At 50.3% G+C, this 25,165-nt stretch carries 21 protein-coding genes; 1 reads left to right on the top strand and 20 read right to left on the bottom strand.

Going from position 1 to position 25,165, the window contains the following annotated elements; genetic code table 11:
- Window position 1: 1 nt before the first annotated feature.
- From rlmN to ACQ4MX_RS25615, 14 genes are all read right to left on the bottom strand, one after another.
- Window positions 2-1,042, bottom strand: coding sequence for a 23S rRNA (adenine(2503)-C(2))-methyltransferase RlmN (gene rlmN / locus ACQ4MX_RS25680; RefSeq protein WP_025684218.1), 1,041 nt, complete (start codon window positions 1,040-1,042; stop codon window positions 2-4).
- Between the two features lie 189 nt (window positions 1,043-1,231).
- Window positions 1,232-2,647 carry a 16S rRNA (cytosine(967)-C(5))-methyltransferase RsmB gene (rsmB, locus tag ACQ4MX_RS25675; RefSeq protein WP_431091412.1) on the bottom strand — a complete coding sequence of 472 codons (1,416 nt, stop codon included), beginning with the start codon at window positions 2,645-2,647 and terminating at the stop codon, window positions 1,232-1,234.
- A complete protein-coding gene (fmt, locus tag ACQ4MX_RS25670; protein ID WP_431088036.1) occupies window positions 2,644-3,603 on the bottom strand; it encodes a methionyl-tRNA formyltransferase in 960 nt (319 codons plus the stop codon). The genes rsmB and fmt overlap by 4 nt, the downstream gene beginning before the upstream one ends.
- A 6-nt stretch (window positions 3,604-3,609) precedes the next feature.
- Complete coding sequence (gene def / locus ACQ4MX_RS25665; protein ID WP_134913636.1) at window positions 3,610-4,107, bottom strand: peptide deformylase; 498 nt, start codon at window positions 4,105-4,107, stop codon at window positions 3,610-3,612.
- Between the two features lie 130 nt (window positions 4,108-4,237).
- Window positions 4,238-6,859 carry a primosomal protein N' gene (priA, locus tag ACQ4MX_RS25660; protein WP_431088034.1) on the bottom strand — a complete coding sequence of 874 codons (2,622 nt, stop codon included), beginning with the start codon at window positions 6,857-6,859 and terminating at the stop codon, window positions 4,238-4,240.
- On the bottom strand, window positions 6,859-8,172 hold the full coding sequence (gene coaBC, locus ACQ4MX_RS25655; protein ID WP_431088032.1) for a bifunctional phosphopantothenoylcysteine decarboxylase/phosphopantothenate--cysteine ligase CoaBC: 1,314 nt from the start codon (window positions 8,170-8,172) through the stop codon (window positions 6,859-6,861). The genes priA and coaBC overlap by 1 nt, the downstream gene beginning before the upstream one ends.
- 90 nt (window positions 8,173-8,262) lie before the next feature.
- A complete protein-coding gene (rpoZ, locus tag ACQ4MX_RS25650; protein WP_013310893.1) occupies window positions 8,263-8,466 on the bottom strand; it encodes a DNA-directed RNA polymerase subunit omega in 204 nt (67 codons plus the stop codon).
- A 121-nt stretch (window positions 8,467-8,587) separates the two neighbouring features.
- Entirely contained in the window at window positions 8,588-9,160 is a 573-nt protein-coding gene (gene gmk / locus ACQ4MX_RS25645; RefSeq protein WP_044649102.1) for a guanylate kinase, read from the bottom strand.
- 14 nt (window positions 9,161-9,174) lie between these two features.
- The gene (gene remA / locus ACQ4MX_RS25640) at window positions 9,175-9,435 is read right to left on the bottom strand and encodes an extracellular matrix/biofilm regulator RemA (RefSeq protein ID WP_005548256.1); all 261 of its coding nucleotides are present in this window, start codon (window positions 9,433-9,435) and stop codon (window positions 9,175-9,177) included.
- A 56-nt stretch (window positions 9,436-9,491) separates the two neighbouring features.
- Window positions 9,492-10,379 (bottom strand): YicC/YloC family endoribonuclease, encoded by an 888-nt coding sequence (locus ACQ4MX_RS25635; RefSeq protein WP_431088029.1) that lies wholly within the window; start codon window positions 10,377-10,379, stop codon window positions 9,492-9,494.
- A gap of 35 nt (window positions 10,380-10,414) precedes the next feature.
- Window positions 10,415-12,307 carry a bifunctional homocysteine S-methyltransferase/methylenetetrahydrofolate reductase gene (locus tag ACQ4MX_RS25630; protein ID WP_431088027.1) on the bottom strand — a complete coding sequence of 631 codons (1,893 nt, stop codon included), beginning with the start codon at window positions 12,305-12,307 and terminating at the stop codon, window positions 10,415-10,417.
- Between the two features lie 153 nt (window positions 12,308-12,460).
- The gene (locus ACQ4MX_RS25625; protein WP_431091411.1) at window positions 12,461-13,489 is read right to left on the bottom strand and encodes a hypothetical protein; all 1,029 of its coding nucleotides are present in this window, start codon (window positions 13,487-13,489) and stop codon (window positions 12,461-12,463) included.
- A gap of 158 nt (window positions 13,490-13,647) precedes the next feature.
- On the bottom strand, window positions 13,648-14,481 hold the full coding sequence (gene dapF, locus ACQ4MX_RS25620) for a diaminopimelate epimerase (RefSeq protein WP_431088025.1): 834 nt from the start codon (window positions 14,479-14,481) through the stop codon (window positions 13,648-13,650).
- Window positions 14,482-14,604: 123 nt separating this feature from the next.
- Window positions 14,605-17,403 carry a calcium-translocating P-type ATPase, SERCA-type gene (locus tag ACQ4MX_RS25615; RefSeq protein WP_431088023.1) on the bottom strand — a complete coding sequence of 933 codons (2,799 nt, stop codon included), beginning with the start codon at window positions 17,401-17,403 and terminating at the stop codon, window positions 14,605-14,607.
- Between the two features lie 228 nt (window positions 17,404-17,631).
- Between ACQ4MX_RS25615 and ACQ4MX_RS25610 the strand changes: the two genes are divergently transcribed.
- Window positions 17,632-19,377: an Rqc2 family fibronectin-binding protein gene (locus tag ACQ4MX_RS25610; protein WP_431088021.1), complete on the top strand. Its 1,746-nt coding sequence runs from the start codon at window positions 17,632-17,634 to the stop codon at window positions 19,375-19,377.
- Between the two features lie 173 nt (window positions 19,378-19,550).
- Here the strand turns inward: ACQ4MX_RS25610 and ACQ4MX_RS25605 are convergent, their stop codons facing one another.
- The 6 genes from ACQ4MX_RS25605 to ACQ4MX_RS25580 all read right to left on the bottom strand — a co-directional run bounded on the left by ACQ4MX_RS25605 (window position 19,551) and on the right by ACQ4MX_RS25580 (window position 25,163).
- A complete protein-coding gene (locus ACQ4MX_RS25605; protein ID WP_431088018.1) occupies window positions 19,551-20,420 on the bottom strand; it encodes a PHP domain-containing protein in 870 nt (289 codons plus the stop codon).
- Window positions 20,420-21,376 carry a selenium metabolism-associated LysR family transcriptional regulator gene (locus ACQ4MX_RS25600; protein ID WP_431088017.1) on the bottom strand — a complete coding sequence of 319 codons (957 nt, stop codon included), beginning with the start codon at window positions 21,374-21,376 and terminating at the stop codon, window positions 20,420-20,422. Before ACQ4MX_RS25600 ends, ACQ4MX_RS25605 begins: the two co-directional genes overlap by 1 nt.
- A 193-nt stretch (window positions 21,377-21,569) precedes the next feature.
- Window positions 21,570-22,007 carry a hypothetical protein gene (locus tag ACQ4MX_RS25595; RefSeq protein ID WP_431088016.1) on the bottom strand — a complete coding sequence of 146 codons (438 nt, stop codon included), beginning with the start codon at window positions 22,005-22,007 and terminating at the stop codon, window positions 21,570-21,572.
- A gap of 230 nt (window positions 22,008-22,237) precedes the next feature.
- Window positions 22,238-22,498 (bottom strand): YlbG family protein, encoded by a 261-nt coding sequence (locus tag ACQ4MX_RS25590; RefSeq protein WP_014282311.1) that lies wholly within the window; start codon window positions 22,496-22,498, stop codon window positions 22,238-22,240.
- Window positions 22,499-22,537: 39 nt separating this feature from the next.
- Window positions 22,538-22,978 carry a YlbF family regulator gene (locus ACQ4MX_RS25585; protein ID WP_044648891.1) on the bottom strand — a complete coding sequence of 147 codons (441 nt, stop codon included), beginning with the start codon at window positions 22,976-22,978 and terminating at the stop codon, window positions 22,538-22,540.
- Window positions 22,979-23,084: 106 nt separating this feature from the next.
- Window positions 23,085-25,163, bottom strand: coding sequence for a helicase-associated domain-containing protein (locus tag ACQ4MX_RS25580; RefSeq protein ID WP_431088013.1), 2,079 nt, complete (start codon window positions 25,161-25,163; stop codon window positions 23,085-23,087).
- Window positions 25,164-25,165 lie beyond the last annotated feature (2 nt).

Genomic DNA, 25,165 nt, shown 5'->3' with positions numbered 1-25,165 from the left:
CTCACCCCAACTCCATATGCTTTGCACGCAACTGGCCGCACGCAGCGGCGATATCATGACCCTGTTCGCGCCGGATCGTCACATTGACGCCTTTCTCGGCAAGAATGCGCTGGAAATTGAAAATATCGCTGCGCGATGTGCGCACATACTTGCGCTCAGGCACATGGTTAACCGGAATCAGGTTGACGTGGCACAGCATGTCCTTCAGCACGTCCGCCAGTTCTTCGGCATGTTCCGCCTGATCATTCACTCCGCCAATCAAGGCATATTCAAACGAAATTCTCCGGCCTGTTTTAGCAAGATAGTAACGAAGCGATTCCATAACATCCTGAAAAGGATAACGCCGGTTTACAGGCATCAGCTTCGAACGAAGCGCATCATTAGGCGCATGAATGGATATTGCCAGATTAATCTGGGTATCCTCGTCCGCGAATTTGTAAATATTCGGCACGATGCCACTGGTCGATACCGTGATGTGACGCTGACCAATATTCAGGCCCTTTTCATGAATCATCGTACGTAAAAATGTCATGGTCGCTTCATAATTTTCAAAAGGTTCACCCGAGCCCATAATCACGATGCTGCTCACACGCTCATTCGTCTTATCCAAAATTTTCTGTGCCTGAACGACCTGCGCGGTAATTTCACCGGCGGTCAGGTTACGTTTGAGTCCCCCAAGCGTCGAAGCGCAGAATGTACAACCGATTCGGCAGCCCACTTGAGTCGTTACACAAATACTGTTTCCGTAATTGTGTCTCATAATAACTGTCTCGATAGCATGATCATCATGCAGACCAAACAGAAACTTTACCGTACCGTCCTTCGACTCCAGCTTTGTAATTTCATGAAGCGTCACAAAGCTGAACTGGTCCTCAAGCTTCTCTCTCAGCGACTTGGACAAATTCGTCATCTCACTGAAATCATTGACCCGCTTCACATACAGCCAATCAAAAATTTGTCCTCCGCGAAAAGCAGGCTCGCCATTGCGCTTGGCCCAGTCCTGCAACTCCTCCAGAGTTAAATCATATATAAAAGGTTTCATCAATGTTTGCACCCGTTCCTTCTTCATTAAGTTCTGTTTAATTCTCACAGACAGTGTTTTTCATTCTTCCTATTTTAGCACAAATCCCTGAGAGGGTAAAAATTTTTCGTCCCAATGCAAAAACCGCCGGATGATATCCGGCGGAATGTGGAAATGTTGGTGGTTGGCTGCCTGCGGGATTCTTACGAACTACTTCACCCGACGCAGACGCGCGATATAAAATCCGTCGCTGTGAAAATGCTGCGGCAACAGCTGTACCGAGCCTGGCTGGGCATGGTCCATGCCGTCAGCTACGTCTGGGAAGGAATGTCCTTCTGCCAGCTCATACTCGGGATGTTCACTTAAAAAGCGAGTGATTTGTCCCTCATTTTCATCCGGTTCAATTGTGCATGTACTGTACACCAGAATACCGCCCGGCTTCAAAAGCTCAGCTACGCTGTCCAGTAGCTCATGCTGGAGCTGCGTGATGTCACGAACATCCTGGAGAGTTTTACTCCAGCGCAAGTCAGGCTTGCGGCGGATCACTCCAAAACCGGAGCATGGCGCGTCCAGCAAGACGCGGTCAAATGATGCCGGAGCATAACGATTTTTCAACTCAAGTGCGTCCCCGGTGACCGTTTCCACGGCATCCAGCCCTAGCCGATCTGCCTGTTCCTGGATTAGCCGATGTTTGTGAGCATGCAGATCGTTGGCGATAATCCGGCCCTGATCCTTCATTAACTCAGCCATATGAGCTGTTTTGCCGCCCGGAGCAGCGCAGCAATCCAGTACCAGCATATCCGGCTCAGGCGCAACCGCCTCGGCGACGAGCATGGAGCTTTCGTCCTGCACGGACAGCAAGCCGTCTGTATACCAGGAAGTGAGCGCCATATTTCCGCCGCTGCGAACGACAATTCCGTAAGGGCTAACCGCCGATGGAACAGCATCCACTCCTTTCGCAAGCATCTCGTTCAAGAGTTGATCACGACTGGTCATAGTCGTGTTCACCCGCACGCTGACCGCAGGTGGCTCATTATTAGCACGGCAGATGGCTTCCGCAATATCCACACCGTATTGCTTGATCCAGCGCTTAACCAGCCACTGTGGATGGGAATGCTCCAATGCAATCCGTTCCTCGGCTGACAGCCCGTCAGGAATACGAAGCTTGTCCGGCTCACGCAGCATGCTGCGCAGCACGCCGTTGACCATACCCGAAATCCCTTGGTGTCCACGCCGCTTGGCAATGGTAACTGCTTCACTAACGACTGCATGATCCGGGATACGATCCAGATATACGATCTGGTACACACTCATTCGCAGCAACGAACGTACCCAAGCCTGAAGCTTGGCCGTTCCTTTCTGAACAAACTTGTTCAAAAAATAATCCAGCGTATTCTGGCGTGCAACTGTACCGTATACAAGTTCCGTCGCCAAGCCAGCGTCACTCGCGGACAAACCTGCCTGTTGAAGTCGGCGGTTCAGCTCAAGGTTACTGTATGCACCCTCCTGCTCAACCCCTGTCAGTACGTCCAGTGCAACTTCCCTAGCCGTCTGGTTACGAGTCTTGCCTGCTCTGGCACCAGCCTCCCTGCCTTGGCCTCCCTGACGGGAGTGACCGCCGCTCACCCGAGCACCGTGCCCGGCTTCATCTGGCCGCCACGCGCAAAGTTCCCGGCTTCCATAACCTTCTTGCCTGCCGGCTGCACCTGTGTCAGCCATATGGTACCATTGCCCGTCTGTACTTCAATGCCACGGGCAGTCAATTGCAGAACTGTCCCGGATGCCGGAGCATTTGCACCATCTGCATCACTATGGATGGAAGGATGCTCAGCCGCCCATATTTTAAAAACATTTTCTTCCCACAGCGTAAATGCACCGGAAAACGGGACCAGCCCGCGAATCCGGTTGTATATTTGCTGCGCACTATCATTCCAAGGAATACACTCATCGTCGCGGTTCAGGTTCGGGGCATAAGTTGCCTCATCATCGTTTTGCGGTGTACGACCCGATTTCCCTGCCAGCAGCTTGGGCAGCTCATCCTGTAAAAGCTTCGATCCAGCTATGCTCAGCTTCTCAAAAATCGTACCGGATGTATCCTCCGGTTCAATAGCAACCTCAACCCGCGATATCATATCGCCGGTATCCAGTCCTTCCGCCATATACATCAGTGTCACACCCGTAACGGTTTCGCCGTTAATAATGGCACGCTGAATTGGCGCCCCTCCCCGATAACGGGGAAGCAGCGAACCATGCACATTCAGGCAACCGAAACGGGGCAAGTCCAATACGGATTTAGGCAAAATCTGCCCATAAGCCGCTGTTACGATCAGATCCGGACGCAGCTCCGCCACCTGAGCCACCGCTTCCGGCTGGCGTAAGCGGATCGGTTGAAGCACGGGCAACCCGCGCTTTTCCGCTGCTTCCTTGACTGGCGTAGGCGTCAATATTTTTTTTCGTCCCTGCGGCTTATTCGGCTGCGTAATGACACCGACTACGTTGTAGCCATTGTCCAGCAGCATGTTCAACGAAGGCACAGCGAAATCCGGCGTGCCCATAAAGACGATACGAATGTCTTGACTCATCGAACCTCACTCTCCTGTCTGATGGTTCGGTCCTGGCTGTTCCGGAGCAACCTCATATACTTTTTCCGCAATATCCGTGAACAAAACTCCGTTCAAATGGTCAATTTCATGTTGAAAAGCACGGGAAAGCAATCCGGTCGCTGTCACTGTAATCGCCTTACCATCGCGGTCCAGCCCTTTGACAGTAACCTTCTCGGCACGACGTACATCACCATTTAAGCCAGGAATGCTCAAACAGCCCTCCGCACCAAATTGCTCACCTTCTTCGGACACAATTTCAGGATTAATCATTTTAATTAAACCGTGCTCATCTCCAGCATCCACAACGATTAGTCGCTTCAAAATACCTACCTGCGGAGCAGCAAGACCCACTCCCTCCGCTTCATACATGGTATCTGCCATATCGTCGAGTAGCTTTTGCACGTTAGGTGTAATTTTAGTAACTTCCTTTGCTACTTTGTGCAACACATCATCCGGTTCCAACACTATAATTCTAATTGACATGACAATAGAACACCTTCCTCTTTATCCTTCATTTAAGCTTCGTCGTATTCACAACAAGCGCGACTGCTACATTATCCTATGTACGGACGGCTTGTCCGCATTAACTGTGTCGAAAACTTTTGCGCATACGCTACATAAGCATTTGCGGATCGACATCCAGACTGATCAGCAGCTTTTGGGCCTGTGCGGATTCCGCCATTTCATCAGCCACCTGCTGAGCCAGACCAATCGCATCTATATTTCCACGCCATTTTATCATACATTGAAATCGGTATCTATTCTTGATTCTCGAAATCGGTGAAGCTACAGGCCCCAGAATGTCAAGCACATCGGATGTAAGCCGATCCATATTGCCCAACCAGCCCCTTTGTCTTGCCCTCCCCTGTAGAGTGGCTGAATAGTTCTCAGCCAATCGAACCAGTACCGGGAGCTGTTCATGAGAAAAAGTCACCAAAATGAGACGGCAATACGGTGGATAATGCAGATTACGGCGGTGTTTTAACTCTTCCCTGACAAAAGAACTGTAGTCGTGCCGACTCGCGTGAATAACCGAATAATGCTCCGGCGTATAGGTTTGAACGAACACTTCCCCAGGCAATTGATGCCTCCCGGCGCGTCCGGCTACTTGTGTTAATAACTGAAATGTCTTTTCCGCAGCCCGAAAATCCGGTAAATTAAGCGCCGAATCCGCAGTAATGACACCTACCAGCGTCACATCGGGAAAATCCAGTCCTTTAGCAACCATTTGGGTGCCGAGCAGTACATCCGCTTTTTTATCACGAAATTGCTTGAGCAGCTTTTCATGGGCATTTTTCTCCGTCGTTGTATCGACGTCCATCCGCACGACACGTATACCGGGAAACAGCTTTGCCAGTTCCTCTTCCACTCGCTGAGTACCTGTGCCAAAGTAGCGAATATGCTCACTACCGCATTCCGGGCAGACCTGAGGCACGGGCTCGGAATAACCGCAGTAATGGCAACGTAAATTATTCGAACGCTGATGATATGTGAGCGAAATATCGCAATGCGGGCAACCCGCCACATAGCCGCAGCTACGGCACATGACGAACGTGGAATGTCCGCGCCGATTCAGCAGCAATACGGTCTGTTCCTTACGCTCCAGCCGCTCTGCGATTCCGTTATGCAATGCGCGACTGAACATGGAACGGTTGCCAGCGCGCAGTTCCTCGCGCATATCCATGATATGCACCTCGGGTAATGAGTTCCCTAGTGCGCGAGTAGGCATCTCAAGCAACAGCGGCGCAAACTCGTCATTGCTTTGCGAGCGGGCTGCATAATAGCTTTCCAGCGACGGCGTAGCCGAGCCAAGAATAACCACAGCCCCATGCTGATGGGCTCTGCGTACGGCCACGTCACGCGCGTGGTATTTGGGTGTCTCTTCCTGCTTATAGGAGGTTTCATGTTCCTCATCCATAATAATAAGACCCAGTTCACGAAAAGGCGCAAATACAGCCGAGCGAGCACCAATCGCCACCTTCACACGACCCTCGCGTATTTTGCGCCACTCGTCGTAACGTTCGCCCCCGGACAGTCTGCTGTGCATCACCGCCACCTGATCGCCAAAGCGACCTTTAAAGCGCTCTACCATTTGTGGTGTTAACGATATTTCCGGAACCAGTACAATCGCCTGACGATTCTGCTCGATACAGCGCTGAATCGTCTGTAAATAAATTTCCGTCTTACCACTGCCCGTAACTCCATGGAGCAAATAAGCTCCTTGCTCACGCGTATCCAACTGCCGAATGATCCGTTCATACACGTATTGCTGCTCTTCGGTGAGCGGCAATGGCTGCGTAGGTTTGAAGTTTCTACCCCGATAAGGATCGCGGAACACCTCTACATCCTCAAGCACCACATAGCCCTTATCCTCCAGCGCCTTGACCGTTGCGGCTGATACACTAAGCGAGGTCATGACTTCCTTCAGCGGCAGAGGCAGAAACTCGCTACGTTCCAGCAAAAAAGCAAGTACCTCCCGCTGACGCTGCGCTTTGGCCGAAAACTGTTCCAGCGCCGCTGATGCCTCTTCTATGCTGATAGCCAAATCCACGGCTTTCATGGTCTTTTTGCCAAGCTTGTCTTTAATAACCTGACTCTCCTGAAGCACACCCCTGCGCAACAGCGATTTAATAACCTCCGCTTCTTCGGGGAAACGGCGGCTTAGCTGCTGAAGCGGGACTTGCTCCTTCTCCTGAATAAAGCTGACAATCTGGCGTTCAGCCGGGTCGCTCATGCCATCATCGGTAAGGAGAGCCCATTCGGGTTCTCCCCCCATATCCGGCCGCATGGTTCGATGTGTATCCGCTTCTGAACCATAATTCATAACGTCAGCAGCAGGAGAATGATCTGTGAACTCATGCTGCTCAGCGATAGAAATATAACGTTCGGCCTTGCCCTTTAACGCTGTAGGAATCATCACTTGCAGCGCCATAATCTGATTGCAGGCATAGCGTTCGCTCATCCATTTCCCCAGTTCTACCAGATCCGGAGACAAGGGCGGTACCAAATCCAGCAGCTCCTGTATCGCCCTCATCCGATATTTCGGCGGCTCCTCAGCAGGTACTACCGAGATGACAAAAGCCTGCACTGTCCGTTTGCCGAACGGCACTGCAACCCGGCTACCCGGCTCAATCCATGGCCGCATCGACTCCGGGATCAGATAATCGAAAGTACGATCCGTATCCTTGGCGGGCACATCTACAATAACCTTGGCAACTAAATTGCCCATTTCCATTAATGCAACACCCCGCCCATACGTCCAGCCGCTATCGTAAGCAGCTTACGCGCTACTTCTTCCTTCGACTGCACAGGAATACGTTCTACCATCCCGCCGCGGTCGTAAATTTGTACAGCATTCGTATCGACGCCAAAGCCTGCCCCATCAGCAGTTACATCGTTAGCTGCGAGAAGGTCACAATTTTTCCGTTCCAGCTTATCCATGGCATACGTCTCCAGATTCCCGGTTTCCGCAGCAAAGCCGATTAAAAATTGATGTTTCTTGCTCCGTCCGAGTGATTCCAGAATATCGACATTCTTCACTAACTCCAGCGTAAATGTACTATCTTTCTTTTTGATCTTGGTCTGTGCCGCCTCACGCGGTCGATAGTCTGCAACCGCAGCAGCCATCACGACCAAATCGCTATCTTCCCACTGTCTGAGCACAGCGCTATACATGTCGTCAGCGGACTGAACTTTTTCAATCGAAATGCCCACAGGAGGCTCCGCGCTTGTATTTGCAGCAATCAAATGCACATCGGCACCCAACTCCTGAGCCACTTTTGCGATGGCAAAGCCCATTTTACCGGAAGAATCATTCGTTATATAACGTACCGGATCAATCCTCTCGATCGTGCCCCCAGCAGTTACAATCACTTTTTTGCCTGACAGCAGCCGTTCATCGCCATTCAGCAGCGAGCCTTGCGATTGTCCACCCGAATCCACAGCTTCTCCGCCAAACCAACGTGGCTCCGGCTTGTTGGTGACGCCCTTACTTTCCTGCTCTTGCTGTTCAAAATATCGTTCTACCGTTTGTACGATGGTTTCAGGCTCTTCCAGCCGCCCTTTGCCAACATAACCACAAGCCAGCAATCCTTCACCCGGCTCAATCATCATGACACCGCGGGATACGAGCGTCTCCATGTTTTGCATTACTGCGGGATGAGTGTACATATGCACGTTCATAGCAGGTGCTACCATAATAGGTGCTGTCGTAGCCAGTAGCGTTGTGGACAGCATATCATCGGCAAGCCCATGCGCCATTTTACCGATGATATTCGCGGTTGCAGGAGCAACCAACACCAGATCCGCTTTGTCCGCCAAATGAATATGGGATACGACGGACGGTTCTCTTTCATCAAACGTGTCACTGTATACCGGATTACGAGAGAGCGACTGAAGCGTAAGCTCAGTAATAAACTCCTTCGCGGATGCCGTCATAATCACATGAACCTCGGCTCCCTTTTGCGTTAGCTTACTACACAGCGCAGCCCCTTTATAAGCGGCAATACCGCCGGTAATACCAAGAATAATGACTTTCCCCTTCAACATCGTTAACTCCCCCTGACCGAAAAAAATAACAACCTTGCGGTTGTCAAAGGAATTGGCATTGCGCCCGGTTATAATAATTGTCTATAATTCTTATTCGTCTTCGCCGCTTTCAAGACGCAGATGATCCGCGTAAATCTCTTCCAATGCCACTCCAACTTGCTTGTGGGATTTAGGATTCTTGAGAGTCGTCTTTTCACCCTCGCGCAACTGTCTGGCACGGCGTGAAGCCGCTACAACCAACGAATACTTACTATCTGCCTTTTTCATCATTTCATCAATAGAAGGATACAGCACGAATAGACACCTCTTCATGTAGTTTTGGGACTATACAAGCTGAACTCCAGTGTACATTTCCGAGTTCAGCTTGTATAGTAATTTTCTCTTTAAATACGCTTGGCATATGTAAAGTCCTCGTTTATGGATGGACCTTACAATGTTCGGCGATAATAATGGATTCTATTCGTTTACATGCGAAATCAATCTCATCATTGACAACCGCATAATCATAGTGACGCAACAGATTCATTTCATCCACAGCTACCGACATGCGGTGATCAATGGTTGCCTGAGTTTCTGTACCCCGTCCCCGAATCCGGTCCTTCAATTCATCCAGCGAAGGCGGAAGCAAGAAAATGAAAATGCCATCAGGAAATTTCTCCTTCACTTTAAGCGCTCCCTGAACCTCAATCTCCAGAAAAATATCTTTTCCCTGCGCAAGCGTCTGATCTACAAAATCACGCGGAGTGCCGTAATAGTTACCGACGTACTCTGCATGCTCCAGCAGCTCATCCCGTTCAATCATGCCCAAAAACTGTTCACGCGACTTAAAAAAGTAGTTAACTCCGTCCTGTTCACCCATGCGAGGCGAGCGGGTTGTCGCGGAAACGGAGTATGTCAATTCCGGCAGTTTTTCACGCAGTGCGTTGCCTACCGTTCCTTTGCCGACACCCGAAGGTCCGGATAATACAAATAATAATCCCTTAGCCATAGTACACTCCATTTTTATTCGTCATTGTCATCATCTTTAGTGGATAGTCGATGAGCGACCGTTTCCGGCTGCACCGCAGACAAGATCACATGATCACTGTCCGTTATAATAACAGCCCGTGTCCGGCGGCCATAGGTAGCGTCAATCAACATATGACGGTCCCTAGCTTCTTGTATAATCCGCTTGATCGGAGCAGACTCCGGACTGACGATGGAGATAATTCGGTTGGCCGACACGATATTGCCGAAGCCAATATTGATCAATTTGATTGCCATATTCAGGTCTTTCCCCCTATACATGTGACTATTGCAGCCGTGCCGCTACCAGGTAGCTACTCGATGTTTGCAGCCTGCTCACGAATTTTTTCCAGCTCCGCCTTCATCTCCACGACTAAATTAACTAGCGCAAGATGGTTGGCCTTGGAGCCGATCGTGTTGACTTCCCTGTTCATTTCCTGGATTAAAAAATCTAATTTGCGGCCGGCTGGCTCGTCCGACAGCAGCAATCCCCTGCATTGCCCAAAGTGACTTTGAAGCCGGGTAAGCTCCTCATCAATACTGCTGCGATCCGCGAATAAAGCAATCTCCATTCCGAATTTATGCTCATCAAGCGTAAATGAACCGTCCTGAAGCTCAGTAAGTCTGTGTTTTAGCCTATTACGGTAGTCGCTCACAACGTGAGGAGCCAGCACCGTCATTTCATGATGCAGGGATTCCAGACGCGAAATGCGGGATTCCACATCCTGCGCCAAATGCCCGCCTTCTCGCCTTCTCATGTCCAGCAGTCCTTGCAATGCTTCATTCAAAGCTTGCTGAAGCTGCTCTTCCCAGCCCTCTTCCTCTCCATCGCAAGCCTCACCGGGCTCACCCAGAACGTCAGGCAACGCAAGAATATCGCTTATACCCAACGTTCCCTTCACACCGTACCGATCCGCCAGCTGCTCCGCTGCATGCAAGTAAGCCTGCACTACGGTGTCATTCAACCGTGCGGCGGGTATCTGTCCTTCATCACGTTCCCTGTGAATGAAGACGTCGACACGGCCGCGCTTGATCTGCTGTTGAACCGTTCTTCTCAAGCCATCTTCATAACGAGTCCATTCGCGTGGAATCCTCATCATCACTTCGCAATAGCGGTGATTCACCGATTTCAGCTCCAAGCGCACTTTATAGCCTTCATAATGAAGGATGGCTTGACCGTATCCGGTCATACTCAATGACATCGGCATCACATCCATTATACTATTGTAATTGATTATTATAGTCGAAACAAGGGGGCCTGCACACGGCCGGATTTTTGCCATACATAAGAAGTCAGCTCCGCCGTCATTTCATAGAACATAAATGGAGTCATTAAATAGATACCGTTAAAATGCTCCAGCGCCGTATCAAGCAGCTCCTTGGCAATGGTTACGCCCATTGCGCGGCCTTCTGCACCCTCCAGACCAGACATACGCGCACGGACCTCGTCGGACAACTGAATGCCGGGTACCTCGTTGTGCAAATACTCCGCATTGCGCCCGCTGGCCAGCGGCATAATACCGATAAAAATCGGCACCTCCAAATGACGAGTCTGTTCCGCCATGGATATAATCAGTTCGCGGTCGTAAACGGGCTGGGTCATAATGTAATCCGCACCGGAAGCAATTTTCTTCTCCAGCCGCTGCACAGCTTTACCCAAATGCTTGACATTGGGATTAAAGGCGGCACCCACCACAAAATTAGCTTTTTGCTTGAGTGGCTTGCCAGAAAAAGCGATACCGTCATTCAACTGTTTGATCATACGTATAATTTCAAAAGAAGTCATATCATACACCGAGCTGGCACCCGGCAAATCACCGAACCGCGCCGGATCTCCCGTAACGGCCAATACATGATCAATGCCCAGCGCATCAAAGCCCATCATATGGGACTGGGTACCAATCAGGTTGCGGTCACGGCAGGCAATATGAATTAACGGGCGCAAGCCCGTTTCGAGGCTCACCAGATGTCCAAGCGCCATGTTACTCATGCGAGTAACTGCAAGTGAATTATCTGCCAGCGTAAGCGCATCGGCCCCTGACGCTTTCAACGCCTGTGCCCCTTGCATGAACCGCGTAATGTCCAGATCGCGCGGAGGATCGAGCTCTACAATGACCGTATGCCGCTCCTTGACCAATTCCACAATGTTAGGTTCACTGGCGTTCCTACCGTTGCCTCTTTCCCCTTCACGTGCAATCTGTTCCGGCTCAGCCACAATGACTGGCGCATCCGAGAGTAAGTCTCTTGGAGCCAGCGGAGGAGGCTGCAAACCATTCAAAGCTTTAGAAATCGCTGCGATATGCTCTGGTGTGGTTCCACAGCAGCCACCGATGATTCTCGTACCCAGCTCTACGAAGGAAGCCGCACATTCCCCAAAATATTCAGGCGATGCACCATACACATAGTGACCATCCACATAATCCGCCAGACCCGCATTAGGATATACCGACAGCGGTACTGATAGTGGACCATCCAGTTGCTCCATCACGCTCATAATCCCCTGCGGACCGGAATGGCAGTTAAATCCGAGGATATCCGCCCCCTCATTACGCAACACCGTAAAAGCCTCTGCCACCGAAAAACCGTCCTGTGTACGACCAACCTGATCGACCGCGAACTGACAAATCACCGGAATATTACTATATTTACGTACACCACGAAGGGCAATGCGCACTTCATCCAGCGAATAGAAAGTTTCGCACAAAATGCCATCTATCCCTTCGGAGAGAAGTGCATCAATCTGCTGATCATAGTTACGTGCCAGCTCTACCTTGGATATATTAAGCCTTTTACCACCGCATATGGAGCCTACCGCACCCACCACATAATGCTCCGGGCCAGCCGCTGCTCTGGCAATTCTCACCCCGGCACGGTTAATTTCTTCCACCTTGGATTCCAGCCCGAAGCGGGCCAGCTTATAATCGTTTGCAGAAAACGTATTGGTCTCCAGCAACCGTGCTCCCGCTTGTACATATTGACGATGCACGTCTGATATGACGTCAGGCGATGTGATATTCAGCTCTTCGTAAGACGTATTTACCGGAAATCCAAGCTGATATAAAAAGGTTCCCATTGCGCCGTCTCCGACAATAATTTCACGATCCAGCACAGTACGCAAATCCGGTTTCATGTCCTCTTCTCCACCCCGCTCTTTATTTTCATACTAATGTAACATAAAGAGACTGCAAACATAAGCCAAAAACAAAAAAAGCCGCCCCACTCCCCATTATTATGCGATCAGGAGCGAAGCAACTTGACTCATCATTGCTATTTTCTACTACATTTATTGCAATTTCCCATCCGAAGAATGAAGAGAGAAAGCGTAAAAAGTTCCTTTTTTATTCATTTTACCCACAATAGAGGGCGTCCCCTTTTGCTTTTTGGAAAACGTATATGCATTTCCTTGGATTCCCACATTATAATCGGATAAATTGATGCTAAATAACAGTTGAACCTTGGGCTTGGCCAGCTTTAAAGCTTCAGAGGACGTATATTTCGGGCTGGCAAACGATTTTTTAAAATCCGCGTCATCGTTCCAATCCACCCCTGAGGTGGACACAGCCAGCACTTTGCCGGTCACTGCGCCAATTTTGACCTCACTCGCCTCGTTTGCATCCTCAAACGACCAATAAGAAAGCCCCTTTGCCTCGTCCTTGTAACGCGAAGCATGCTGCACCGTGATACGCTGTCCGCTAACGCGCTTGAAGCTGTTCGCTGCACGGTTTAGCAACACAGGGTCCACCTGCTTCAGCGGGTAGTCGGCATTGATGGTGATGCTATTGCCGCGATCCACGTCAACGTACAGCGAGGAAGCCTTTTCCCCTGCACCCCAGAATACCCAATAATTCGAAGGCTTGTTAGACTGGTAAGGGGATTTGACCCGCCAGAATGCCTCAAATTGCATAGGACGCTTGCTGTCAAACGCTTTGGCGCTGTTCAGCACTTTAGTTTTGAGTGGCGCATCCATCGCCTTTGCCAAGCTACTTATTTTATATCGAACGGTTGTAGAATCCACTCTGTTTTTTTCCTTATTATATTCCGTCTGAAACGTAGCTGTCCCATCCTCCAGCCCGCCCTCGACAATCCAGGTTTTACCCATATCCGTCACATCGTCAAATTGAAATTCCGTCTTCGTACCGATGAGTTCTTGTACTGCCTTTTCCAAACGGTTCACGACAGTAGGGGTTAACGAGCCGACCTGCTTATCAGTCGTTTTTTCCATAGTAGCAGGAACGGTCGCGGCCTGAGCCGGAAGCGCGGCGACTACAAATATAAGGGCTGCGAACGCTGAAATCCAACGAAATTTCCGCACCATGAACGGCCTCCTTATCGTTTTCTCATTTTCTATATTATACATGGTTCAGACGTCAAAAAAAGACAGAATGTTGCTCAGGCAAAAAAAGAAGACCTGCTTAGGTCTTCATCACACTTACCTATAACATTCTATATCACATGCTGTATTCGCTTATTTCAGGACAAACGTCCATCGTACACAACCTCAGCCGGACCTGTCATATATACATGATTGTCATTCTCGTTCCATTCGATATCCAGATCGCCGCCCTTCAGGCTGACAATCGCGCGGCGGTCGCTGTATCCGTTCAATACAGAGGCCACAAGCGTAGCACAGGCTCCGGTTCCACATGCCAACGTAGGCCCGGCTCCCCGCTCCCATACTCTCATGTCAATTTGGTCCCGGCTTCGTACCGTAGCGAACTCGACATTTGTTTTTTTAGGGAACAGCGGGTGACATTCCAGCTTAGGCCCCCAGGCTTCCAGATCAAAGCCAGGTGCATCCTCAACATAAATCACACAGTGCGGATTGCCCATGGATACAGCTGTAAAACGAAAGCCACTGCCTCCAGTTTCGATGGACAGGTTGATGACACTAGCCAGATCCAGCGTGGTTGGAATTTTCAAGCCATCCAGAATCGGTTCTCCCATATCGACCTTCACTTGACGTACAAGTCCGTCCACTACGGTCAATTCGACCTGCTGCACACCTGCACCCAGCGTTTCAATCGTGATCTGCTCACGGCTGATATGCTTGCGGTCATACACATATTTGGCTGCACAACGGATGGCATTTCCACATTGCTCAGCCTCCGAGCCGTCCGAATTGATAATGCGCATGCAGAAATCCGCTTTTTCAGATGGCAGTATATATACCAGACCATCAGCGCCGACACCAAAATGTCGGTCACACAGCCGAACAGCCAATTCCGAAGCGTCAGGCGGCAATTCCTGATGCCCAAACCAAACGATAAAATCATTACCCAATCCGTGCATTTTTGTGAATTCCATAGCTTCCCCCCGCCGTTGCTGCTAATCTCATGCTCCTTATGAAGCTTTTGGTTCCATGATAGCATACAGGGCAAAAAGGGAAAAGTGATGCATATAGGTCTGTTCCCGGATTGAGCCGGGAGCTTACGCCGAAAACTTCGTGCGTCCCGAAGCGAAGCGGGTATGTCCCCCGTGACGATGGTTGCGTCTGCCGCCCCATACGCTTCCCGCCCCCATCAGGAAGGTCGGAATGCCGGCAGCGACAATGGAGAGCGCCCATTCGCGGGAGCCAAGCGGTACCGTTTTGAAAATAGGTTGCAGCACAGGTACGTACATAACCACCAGCATCAATATTACTGAAGACAGCACGGCAAGTACGAGATAACTATTTTGAAATGGATTGCGGTGGAAAATAGAACGGGAACTGCGGCAATCGAACACATGAATGAGCTGTGCCAGTACCAATGTGGCGAAGGCAACCGACTGTGCCTTGACCAGTTGTGCTGCGTTATCAGGAGCGATACGCAACGTCAGCCAGAACGCAGCAAGCGTACATAAGCCGATCAGCAGGCCGCGACTAATGATTTTCCAGCCGAGACGACGGGCAAAAATATTTTCCTTTGCACCGCGTGGCTTGTGCTCCATGAGATCCTTTTCCGGCTGATCCACACCCAGAGCCATCGCCGGAAGTCCGTCGGTCACCAGGTTCACCCATAAAATCTGAATCGGAAGTAGCGGCAATGGCAGACCGGCCATCATCGCGAAAAACATCGTTAAAATTTCACCGACATTGGAGGCAAGCAGATAACGGATAAATTTACGAATATTTTCATAAATGTTCCGTCCTTCTTCAATCGCCGCTACAATCGTCGAGAAATTATCATCGCTGAGCACGAGCGCAGCCGCTTCCTTGGTCACATCCGTTCCCGTAATGCCCATCGCGATACCAATGTCCGATGCCTTGATCGCTGGCGCGTCATTCACGCCGTCTCCAGTCATGGCTACGACATGCCCGCGTCTTTGCAACGATTTGACAATCCGCAGCTTATGCTCCGGGGACACCCGCGCATACACGGAGACAATGTCAACTGCTTTATCAAGCGCCGCATCATCCATCATAGACAACTGCTGTCCGGTCAGCACATGCGAGCCGCGCTGAAAAATGCCTAGCTGCTGCGCAATAGCCTCGGCTGTGGTACCGTGATCGCCCGTAATCATCACCGTACGGATGCCAGCACGACGGCACTTGCCAATGGCTTCCCTTGCCTCGCGGCGCGGCGGATCAATCATGCCCGTAAGGCCGATGAAGATGAGCTGGGTCTCGGCCTCTTCCACCGAGACGACGCGCTCATGCGAGCGGATATCCCGGTAGGCGACACTGAGTACACGCAGCGCCTCCGAGGCCATTCCTTCGTTGGCTGCCAGCACCTTTTGGCGCAGCGTACCCGTCAGTGGAACGACATTTCCTTCCCATAAAATGTAGGAGCATTGGCCTAACAACACATCCGGCGCGCCTTTGGCAAAGACGATATGCCCTCCCTGATGCCGTACAAGTACAGACATCCGTTTTCGCTCCGAGTCAAAAGGAAATTCGCGTTCTCGTGTATACAGCTCATGCAGTCCTTGACGCGTAACCCCGCCCTTGGCGGCTAAAGTGACAAGCGCCCCCTCCGTCGGGTCGCCTTTCAGCTCCCAAACAGCGGTCGGCGTCGCCTCCTTGGCTTTCTTTTTCGAACGCAGCTCATCCATGTCGGCTTGAACAATTTCCGCGTTGTTGCACAGCACGCTGGCTTGCAGCAGTCTGCGAAGTGATTGTCCGTTTTTGAGATCCGCAGGAGTATCCCTATCCATAATATGTCCGTGCGGGTCATAGCCCTCTCCCGTCACTCCCCAGAAGCGACCATCCACCCATAGCTTGGTAACCGTCATTTTGTTCTGGGTCAGCGTACCAGTTTTGTCGGAGCATATGACAGACGCACATCCGAGCGTTTCAACGGAAGGCAGCTTACGCACAATCGCCTTGCGTTTGATCATACGCTGCACGCCCAAGGCGAGCGCAATCGTCACAATGGCAGGCAATCCTTCCGGTATAGCCGCTACAGCCAAGCTCACCCCGGCCAGAAACATACTCATCGCTGGCTGTCCATGCAGGATGCCTGCTACGACGACGAGCACGGTTAACCCTAACGCAACGATGATCAGAATTTTGCCCAGTTGCTCCAGTCGGCGCTGTAACGGGGTTTCCTGAGACTCCGTATTTTGGATCAAGTCTGCGATTTTGCCCATTTCTGTGTTCATGCCTGTTCGAATAACAACTCCCTGAGCTGTACCTCTGGTCATCATGGTGCCCATAAAGCCGATGTTCTTTTGATCTCCCAGCGGTACCTCGGCGGCATGAATAGGGCGGCTATGCTTGCTCACTGGGACCGATTCGCCAGTCAGGGCGGATTCCTCCACGTCGCAGCCGTTTGTGCTCAGCCATCTTATATCTGCGGGAATACGGTCGCCGCTTTCCAATAGCACGATATCACCCGGTACCAGCTCTCTGGCCTGAACCTGAATCCGTTTGCCTCCCCGCAGCACTTTAGCAGTTGGAGCAGACAACTGCTTCAAAGCCCGAAGTGAACGTTCCGCTCTAAACTCCTGCACAAAACCAAGAATTCCATTCAGCACAACAATAGCAATAATGGTGATCGCATCGAGATATTCGCCGAGCAGGCCGGATATCAGTGTGGCTCCCATCAGTACGAGCATCATAAAATCCTTGAACTGATTCAGCAGCAGCAGGATCGGCGAGACACGCTTCCCCTCGCTCAGCTCATTCCATCCTGACCTTTCTCTTCTTTCCGCAAGCTGTTCCTCCGAAAGACCCTGCTTCGGGTCGACTTCCAGGCTTGTTGAAAGCTGTTCATTGCTTAATTGGTGCCAGTGTGCTTGTTCCATTCTCCCCAATTCCCTCCCGGTCAGATAGTCCGTTTCCGTCGGTAGTGCGTAGGATGGCTGCCCGTTATTGCGTTTTTGTGCCACGAATGCTGATAAGCTGGACAGACTTTCTAGATTCAATCTATTCGGACAGGACCTGAAATATCACAATACTGCTTAAGTTTTGTCCCAAAGTTATGTATCATAGAAGGAAGGCAAAAATATTTGCTTCAAAGGAGAACAGACATTATGGCATTGGACGGAATCGTAACCCACGCTATCGTACACGAGCTGCAAAGCATTCGAGGCGGGCGCATCAATAAAATACATCAGCCGAACGATCACGATATCTTACTAAATCTGCGGGCTCAAGGCGGAAGCGTTAAGCTGTTGCTGTCGGCCAACCCGACATTCCCGCGTGTACATTTTACAGAACAAAGCTTTCTCAACCCGACGGAGGCCCCTATGTTCTGCATGCTGCTTCGCAAGCACTGCGAAGGTGGTATTATCGAGAAAATTACCCAGGTGGGCATGGAACGTATTATTCACATGGATGTGCGTCAGCGTGATGAACTGGGGGATATTTCACTCAAGCGGATTATCATTGAGCTGATGGGCAGACACAGCAATATTATTTTGCTTGACCCAGAAACAGGCGTTATGCTGGATGGTATCCATCATGTCACACCGTCCATCAGCAGCTATCGGGTCATCATGCCCGGCTTTCAATACACGGAGCCTCCTGAACAAAATAAGCTGAATCCGCTGGAAACGGAAGAAATAGCTTTTGCATCCTCATATCAGACAGCTATCGAAGCCGAAGAAGCTCCCAAACGCTGGATCGTGAACACCTTTACTGGACTGAGTCCCCTTATTGCCGAGGAGATGCTGACCCGAGTTTCCAATGAATCACCTGCTGACGATTATCGTCCGCTGTGGAATACATTCAGCCACATCATGGATGACGTGCGGAATCATCGTTTTCAGCCGGTATCTGGTCTGAACGCACAGGAAAAAGTGATGTTTTCAGCCATTCCGCTCACGTTGATTGAAGGAGAGCGCAAGGAATACACTACGATCAGTGAGTGTATGGAGGACTTTTTCGGTGAAAAAGCAGAACGGGATACAGTCAAGCAAAAGGTAAGCGACCTGCTGCGTTTCCTGCAAAACGAACGGAGCAAAAATGTAAAAAAACTCGACCATCTGCATCAGGATTTAGCTGAGGCAGAGGATGCCGATCAATTTCGCATTTATGGAGAGCTGCTGTTCGCTTCGCTGCATGAAGTGAAGAAGGGCGACAAGGAAGTGACGCTCACCAACTTTTATGATGAAGAACAGCGTCCGATGACCATCCCGATGGACCCGTTGCTGGGCCCATCGGATAATGCTCAACGTTACTTCAAAAAGTACAATAAATATAAAAACAGCCTGGCTGTCATTGATGAACAACTGGAGAAAACACACGAAGAAATTCGGTATATGGACAATCTTCTACAGCAACTGGCTCATGCCTCCATGAACGATATCGAGGAAATACGTGAAGAACTGGTTCAGCAAGGCTATCTCCGAGACCGGGCCAAAAAAGGGAAGAAAAAGAAGAAAACTGACCGACCCACCTTACACGTATATACGTCATCCGAAGGCATCGAGCTGCTGGTCGGCAAAAACAACTTGCAGAACGAATATGTGACGAACCGACTGGCCGGGCCTAATGACACGTGGCTGCATACAAAGGATATTCCGGGGTCACACGTCGTTATTCGCGCCGAGCAATTCGGAGATGCAACGCTGGAGGAAGCTGCTCAGCTCGCTGCCTATTTCAGCCAGGCCAAACAGTCCAGCAGCGTACCCGTAGACGCCACCTTGATCCGGTATGTGCGCAAGCCTAGCGGAGCCAAGCCCGGCTTTGTCATCTATGATCATCAGCGTACGCTCTTTATCACACCCGATGAGGATCTGGTCAAAAAGCTGCCGAACCGCATCAAAAACGGCTAAGCCTCACCAGCATAATCTTATAAACAAGCATTCATTCAAGAACGCCCACCGCGAAACACAAGCATAGCGGACAAGGCCCTTGAATCGACCGAAAGCCCCTTATCTTGTGCAAACCACACTTCATGTGTGCAGGCACAAAACAAGGGGCTATTTGTGTTAGCCAATATGTGTACTTACTTTTGTCCAGCAGCAGCCTTTCTCAATTCCTCCACAACCTGACTCTCCACACTGCGGCTGCCTAGATCACCGTGAAAAATGACGCCTTGGCGCGCACCATGAAAATCCGAGCCACCAGTCGGGATCAGCCCGTAATGTGCCGCCATTGCGGCGTATCGACTCTCAGCCGCATCATTATGGTCTGAATGTCGCACCTCCAGGCCCGCAGGCTTGGCCTCCTCTACAATGGAGCGAACCAGCTCATCATTGCCATACAATCCAGGGTGAGCCACCACAGGTACTCCTCCTGCTTCCCGAATCCAGCTTATGGCCTCCGCAGGCTCCACTCGGGGCACAGACACATAACCGGGCGCTCCCTCTGCCAAATAACGATCAAACGCATCCCTCATATCCTTCGCATAGCCTTTTTGTACCAGCGTATCCGCCATATGCGGACGTCCAATGCTTTCATCCGGCGCCAGCGGTCTGCCCATCGTAGCTACCACCTCATCGAGTGTGATTTCCACACCCATGCTACGCAGCCGACTCAAAATCAGATCATTGCGGGCATCCCTCGCCTGACGTAGCTTTTCCAACCGTTCCAAAAAAACTTCATTACGGTAATCCATAAAATAACCGAGTATATGAATATCCTTACCGCCTGCCCGTGTGCTAATTTCCACCCCCGGCACCACTGTAATGCCCAATCGCTGTCCTTCCTCAAGAGCTTCCTCCAGCCCAGCTACCGTATCGTGATCCGTAATTGCAACCCCTGCCAGTCCTTTTTCCTTGGCCCAACGCACATTGTCCGCTGGTGGCTGCATTCCATCAGATGCCTGAGTGTGAGTGTGCAAATCGTATCGTCCCGAATTCGTATGCTCCTCCATTACGCATTCTCCTCCTCTTTCATCTCTGCAAGCTCGTTCACCGTATCCCCGGACACATCCGTTCCCTGATCATGACGACGCAAGAATGACAGAAAGGTTACCACCGGAATCGGCAGCAGTGCTGATTTCAGATGGATGGCATAGAACTCGCGTTTGAAGGTGATATCGGAAATATTTACAATTTTAAGCAATCCGAGTGCAACCTCATGCTTCACCGAAGAAGGCGATAGCATCGTAATGCCTAATCCAGCCTCGACTGCCGATTTGACCGCTCCAGTGCTGCCCATCTCCATAACGATGGTAAGCCGAGACGCATCAACACCGCGGCTTTTCAGCTCGTCCTCTATCACTTGCCTTGTACCTGACCCCTTTTCTCTTGCTACAAAAGGATGCTTAAACACATCCTCCAGAACTACCTTTTTGGCCTTCGCCAGTGCATGTCCCGAAGGAACAATCAGCTTCAGTTCATCCTGCATCACAGGCTCCACCACGATATCCGGGTGCTGAATCGGCGCCTCAATTAGCCCCAAATTCAACTGATGCTTTAAAATATCATCCATAATTTGAGTCGTATTCATTACATTCATCGCCATGCGTATATGAGGGTACTCCTGACCAAACGGCCCCAGCATTCTCGGCACAATATACTCGCCAATCGTAAGACTTGCCCCAATATGTAATCTTCCCTCCAGCATGTGAGTAAAAGCAGACATCGCCTCATCAGCTTCGCGGATAAGCTGCATGCTTTTTTTCGCAAAAGGTAGCAGTGTCGCTCCTGCCTCCGACAGCTCGATTTTTTTGGTGGACCGATGCAGCAGCTTCGTACCAAAATAATCTTCCAAAGACTGAATTTGCATCGTCACGGCAGGTTGCGTCATATGCAGCGCTTGCGCCGCTGCTGAGAAGCTCCCCCGCTCCGCTACCGTATAAAAAATATGTAGCTGATGAAAGTTCATACTGACAGTCCTCTCCCCTCTGATGTTCTTATTTTAACATAAGAAAAACGTCTGTCGAAGAATTTCCAAGAAAACATACTGAATTAGGGGCTTTTTATTATAGATGCTATACAATAAAAAAAGTATGCAGTTGATTCCTGCATACTTCTGCTAGATAAAATACTTGACGATATGACTTCCGCCAAATCAACGTCTATTTCCGTTTGCGGGTGCTTTTCATCAGTGTCATACGCCGCGAATGGCGCAACCAGGAATAGTATGACTTCAAATCCCGCAGTTCAATGGTCTCTGACATCCGTCCCAAAAAGGTGATTACAATCATTTTGTGGAGCGGGTTACCTGCAATATCCATTTCGCCAGGCAACTCACCAAACTCGGCCACGACGACCAGGTCACCATCAATTAAATATACATCCTCTTCGTTGTGATAATAGGACTCCATCCTGTTTTGCTTCAGGCATTCCCAAAGCCAGGCGGCGATATGATTCGTTTCGGACTGTTTCTGTTCTATACGGTCTAAGTAGCGTATTTTCGCATGATTTGTAATCACAATATCGGCGACCTTCTTGTCGCCCATCTCTACGTAGAACGGCTCGTATGTACTCCATCGCTGCATTGCCTTGTCACGCACGGGATCACTCTCCCCACCAGATAGGTCTTTATATCTACCAATATATTCATATGTTACCTCAACAGACCCGGGACTACAAGTTACAAAATTGAAGTTTATCACTAATTTTTAAAGATAATTTTAGGTCTATCAGCATTAAGACTATTATGCAAAAGTCCTGACTTTATAAAAAAAAGCCAGCCCAAGGGCCGACTTTTTTAAGAAAACTTGAAATTCACACCATTTAAAGATTATATTTCATACTCTTTTAATTTTTCCTTATCGTCGTTATACTCCGTCCTGATCTCATTTCGGAAGGAGCGTTCGACCTTGCGCACATAGGAAAGCCTGCGAATATTTTTAACGGTATCCTCTGCCCGATCTGCATTCATGTAAATGACAACATAATGCATACGCCTCGAAATATAGTGGACATTTCCGTATTTCTCCAAATTGCGGGCAGCCTTGATATCGCTCACCCAAATGATGTACCCTGTCCGCTCGGCAAACATTCGCTTCATCTCCCCTCCATTCGATATCATCCCTATGGCCTATCCGCAGGAGCACTTGCCTCCGCTACCGCAGCCACCCTTTTTCACATTCGGATCATTGCTCGGCACCTTAATAGTGTCGGACACAGAATAAGCAATCGTTTCGGACATAGCATGGAGCATATCATCCAACGCCCTTTCTGCCCGTTTGAACTCTTGAACCTCCTGAAATTGTTCAAGCTCCAGTTCGACGGCCTGCACTGCATCCTTCGCTTCATGAAAGTTTGGGTGAAAATGCCCAAAACGTTCCGTTTCCGCGAACAGCTCCTTTTTGGCATCCAGCTTGCGTACACACGCCAGAATCGACGGATTCAATTCCACACGCTGTTTCCAATATAAATAATCCGATACCTCAAAGGACCGGTTGACCATATCGCCCAATTCATAGGCGTTAATAAGCACTTCTGCCATATTGACCGTATTCAATTCGGCTACGCTCATGAATGTTCATCTCACTTTATATAAAGTTCTACTGGTAAAGTAGACTCATTTATCATACCACATCCTTCTTTTGAGAAGAAGGAGTTTCATGCACATCCTGGCTCTTCTATGTAAAAGGAACCAGCAGGCGCATATCCGACCATTCCCCCGGCTGTAAAGTCGTGCGGGGCAACGTTTCACCGTCCATACCGGTAGCATACCAGCCAGTCACACTCCACGGTTCACCGGCAACCACCGCTTCCGGTATCCATTTGACTTCTTTTTCACCGATTCGCAGTCCTACCGCCGCTTGCCAGCGAATTGCCTGTTCCATAAGCTGCCGGGCAGTGGATGCATGGTAGCTTCTCCATTCCTTCGTCCATGACGCAGGTACTGCCGATTTCTCTGGAAAATAATCGGCTGGGTCGGGTAGCGTATGCTCCCGTTCATAAAAATGTAACGTTCGGCCCGTGTAAACCAAGCCAGCCCTTCCCTCTTGTGAAAACATCGGCCATTCCTGATTCGAGTCCGCCACCATTGCGCCAGCCGTTTCGCCATTCGTCGTTTCTGTATCTTCCGCCCTGAATGTACTGTCGGAGCTATCCGGACAAATCCCCTCCGTTCCCGCAACCAGCGGATAACGGTGAACCAGCTCGTCTATCCCCTCCGGCTCCTGTCGTGGACTTAGCCCAATCGTAGCAAGCGTCTTGCGGATTTTGGCAGCCAAACGTGCCGGAATGATAAAGTCCTTTTCGCCGATCTGTTCAAGCAAACCAGCTAGCCCGGGGTGACGTGCAACAGTGTCTGCGTCTTCTCGGATACCGCAGCGCAGAAGTGTTACCGTCGCAAACGCTGTCCGTCCCACATCCCCTGCCCACTGCTCCATCGCCACGCGTACATGATCAGGCACGCCTGTCCGGCTATACTTGTCCAGAAGTGCAGGAATGGCTTCGGCCTCCATCCCCATCTCGATGGCCTCTGTAACACTTTCCCGGGTGATCCGATATATTACCATACGGTCCCCCGTCACACGTTCACAGAAGCATTCCAGCTTCCAGCGCACATCATAAGCTACATCCGGCGGTACCAATATTTCAAAATCCGGCTGTACATAAAAGGTACCTTGCTCCTGAACCGCACCCTTCTCATCATTGGAACGAAGCATATCCAGCGCTGGCACGTTCCAGCGAAAACACAGTTCTCCCGACGCGGTCAGACCCCAATCACCCATTCCAAAGGCAGTCAGCGCTGTCACCCAGCCCCTAACCATATCCATGTATTGTCCGTTAAGGTTGAAATTAGATACCGTGTTGTCCTCAATCCTCACAGGGCTTGCATGTATAACAGAAAATTCCAGATAATCACCACTTTTCCGGTCCTCTCCACTCTGACTCTCTTGCGAAATCAGTCCCGTTTGAGTCATCCATTGGAGTAACGGCCCGAAATGAATCCAGCCTTCTGGTTCCGCATGAGTGGAGGCCACACACAGCATATAACGAAAATGCTGCATAGACGCTTCGGCCTTGCCGTACCTTTCCATGAGCGTGACAAGAATATGCTTGCGCATTTGCCAAGCGGACAAGCGAACCCACGCTGCCAGCCCGGCTTCCTGAACATGAAAAGAAGCAGCTTCTTTCACCAGCAGACCCAAGCTGAGCAGCAAGTCCATCATCACCACCGTTTGCACCGGATACAGCTCGGCGTGCGCATATTGTAGCCCAAGTCCAGTCAAATCTTCCGGATGAAAGGGAGTCAGCTCATTTAGCTTTTGCAGCGACCGTTTATGAATGGTCCCTTTCGCTGTCAAAGGAACTCCTTGCACTGCAATACGTGATAACGCATGCAACAACTCCGCTTCCAGTCCAGTCATCGCTTCATGCACCGTCACCAGTTGATCCGAATCCATTGCTTTCATCGTACTTTGACTTTGCTCCAACAGCATCTCGTACAGATCCGGCAACCGATGAACCGGAATATATAACATTCGTTCGCCCCACGATTTGGTAACCGCCTCCAGCCAGCCCCGATCGCGCAGTCCGTGCAGTGCCAGCTTCGTTTCGGCTCCGCTCAGCGCTCCCCTTGTAAGCCGTAATGGCTCTTCTTCCTTCATGGGCTGTCCCGCGTGCCGGATAAAACATCGACGTAGCACTAACAGCTCATCCGATGCAAGCTCCTTCCAGCCGCCTTCCGTGTTCGTTACGCCCATTT

Source organism: Paenibacillus sp. 8b26 (genome assembly GCF_050626875.1).
GTDB lineage: Bacteria > Bacillota > Bacilli > Paenibacillales > Paenibacillaceae > Paenibacillus.
Note: the sequence above shows the minus strand (reverse complement) of the source record. Positions and strands in the feature narration are given on the sequence as shown.

Bases quoted from the DNA above. Each gene is read 5' to 3' on its own strand.
- remA (WP_005548256.1), bottom strand. From the start codon at position 9,435: ATGGCAATCAAATTGATCAATATTGGCTTCGGCAATATCGTGTCGGCC.
- ACQ4MX_RS25585 (WP_044648891.1), bottom strand. From the start codon at position 22,978: ATGAGCGTAGCCGAATTGAATACGGTCAATATGGCAGAAGTGCTTATT.
- ACQ4MX_RS25610 (WP_431088021.1), top strand. From the start codon at position 17,632: ATGGCATTGGACGGAATCGTAACCCACGCTATCGTACACGAGCTGCAA.
- ACQ4MX_RS25580 (WP_431088013.1), bottom strand. From the start codon at position 25,163: ATGGGCGTAACGAACACGGAAGGCGGCTGGAAGGAGCTTGCATCGGAT.
- ACQ4MX_RS25600 (WP_431088017.1), bottom strand. From the start codon at position 21,376: ATGAACTTTCATCAGCTACATATTTTTTATACGGTAGCGGAGCGGGGG.
- def (WP_134913636.1), bottom strand. From the start codon at position 4,107: ATGTCAATTAGAATTATAGTGTTGGAACCGGATGATGTGTTGCACAAA.
- dapF (WP_431088025.1), bottom strand. From the start codon at position 14,481: ATGGAATTCACAAAAATGCACGGATTGGGTAATGATTTTATCGTTTGG.
- coaBC (WP_431088032.1), bottom strand. From the start codon at position 8,172: ATGTTGAAGGGGAAAGTCATTATTCTTGGTATTACCGGCGGTATTGCC.
- ACQ4MX_RS25635 (WP_431088029.1), bottom strand. From the start codon at position 10,379: ATGTCATTGAGTATGACCGGATACGGTCAAGCCATCCTTCATTATGAA.
- gmk (WP_044649102.1), bottom strand. From the start codon at position 9,160: ATGGCTAAGGGATTATTATTTGTATTATCCGGACCTTCGGGTGTCGGC.
- priA (WP_431088034.1), bottom strand. From the start codon at position 6,859: ATGGAAATGGGCAATTTAGTTGCCAAGGTTATTGTAGATGTGCCCGCC.
- ACQ4MX_RS25605 (WP_431088018.1), bottom strand. From the start codon at position 20,420: ATGGAGGAGCATACGAATTCGGGACGATACGATTTGCACACTCACACT.
- ACQ4MX_RS25615 (WP_431088023.1), bottom strand. From the start codon at position 17,403: ATGGAACAAGCACACTGGCACCAATTAAGCAATGAACAGCTTTCAACA.
- fmt (WP_431088036.1), bottom strand. From the start codon at position 3,603: ATGAGTCAAGACATTCGTATCGTCTTTATGGGCACGCCGGATTTCGCT.
- ACQ4MX_RS25590 (WP_014282311.1), bottom strand. From the start codon at position 22,498: ATGTTTGCCGAGCGGACAGGGTACATCATTTGGGTGAGCGATATCAAG.
- ACQ4MX_RS25630 (WP_431088027.1), bottom strand. From the start codon at position 12,307: ATGAAACCGGATTTGCGTACTGTGCTGGATCGTGAAATTATTGTCGGA.
- rlmN (WP_025684218.1), bottom strand. From the start codon at position 1,042: ATGAAACCTTTTATATATGATTTAACTCTGGAGGAGTTGCAGGACTGG.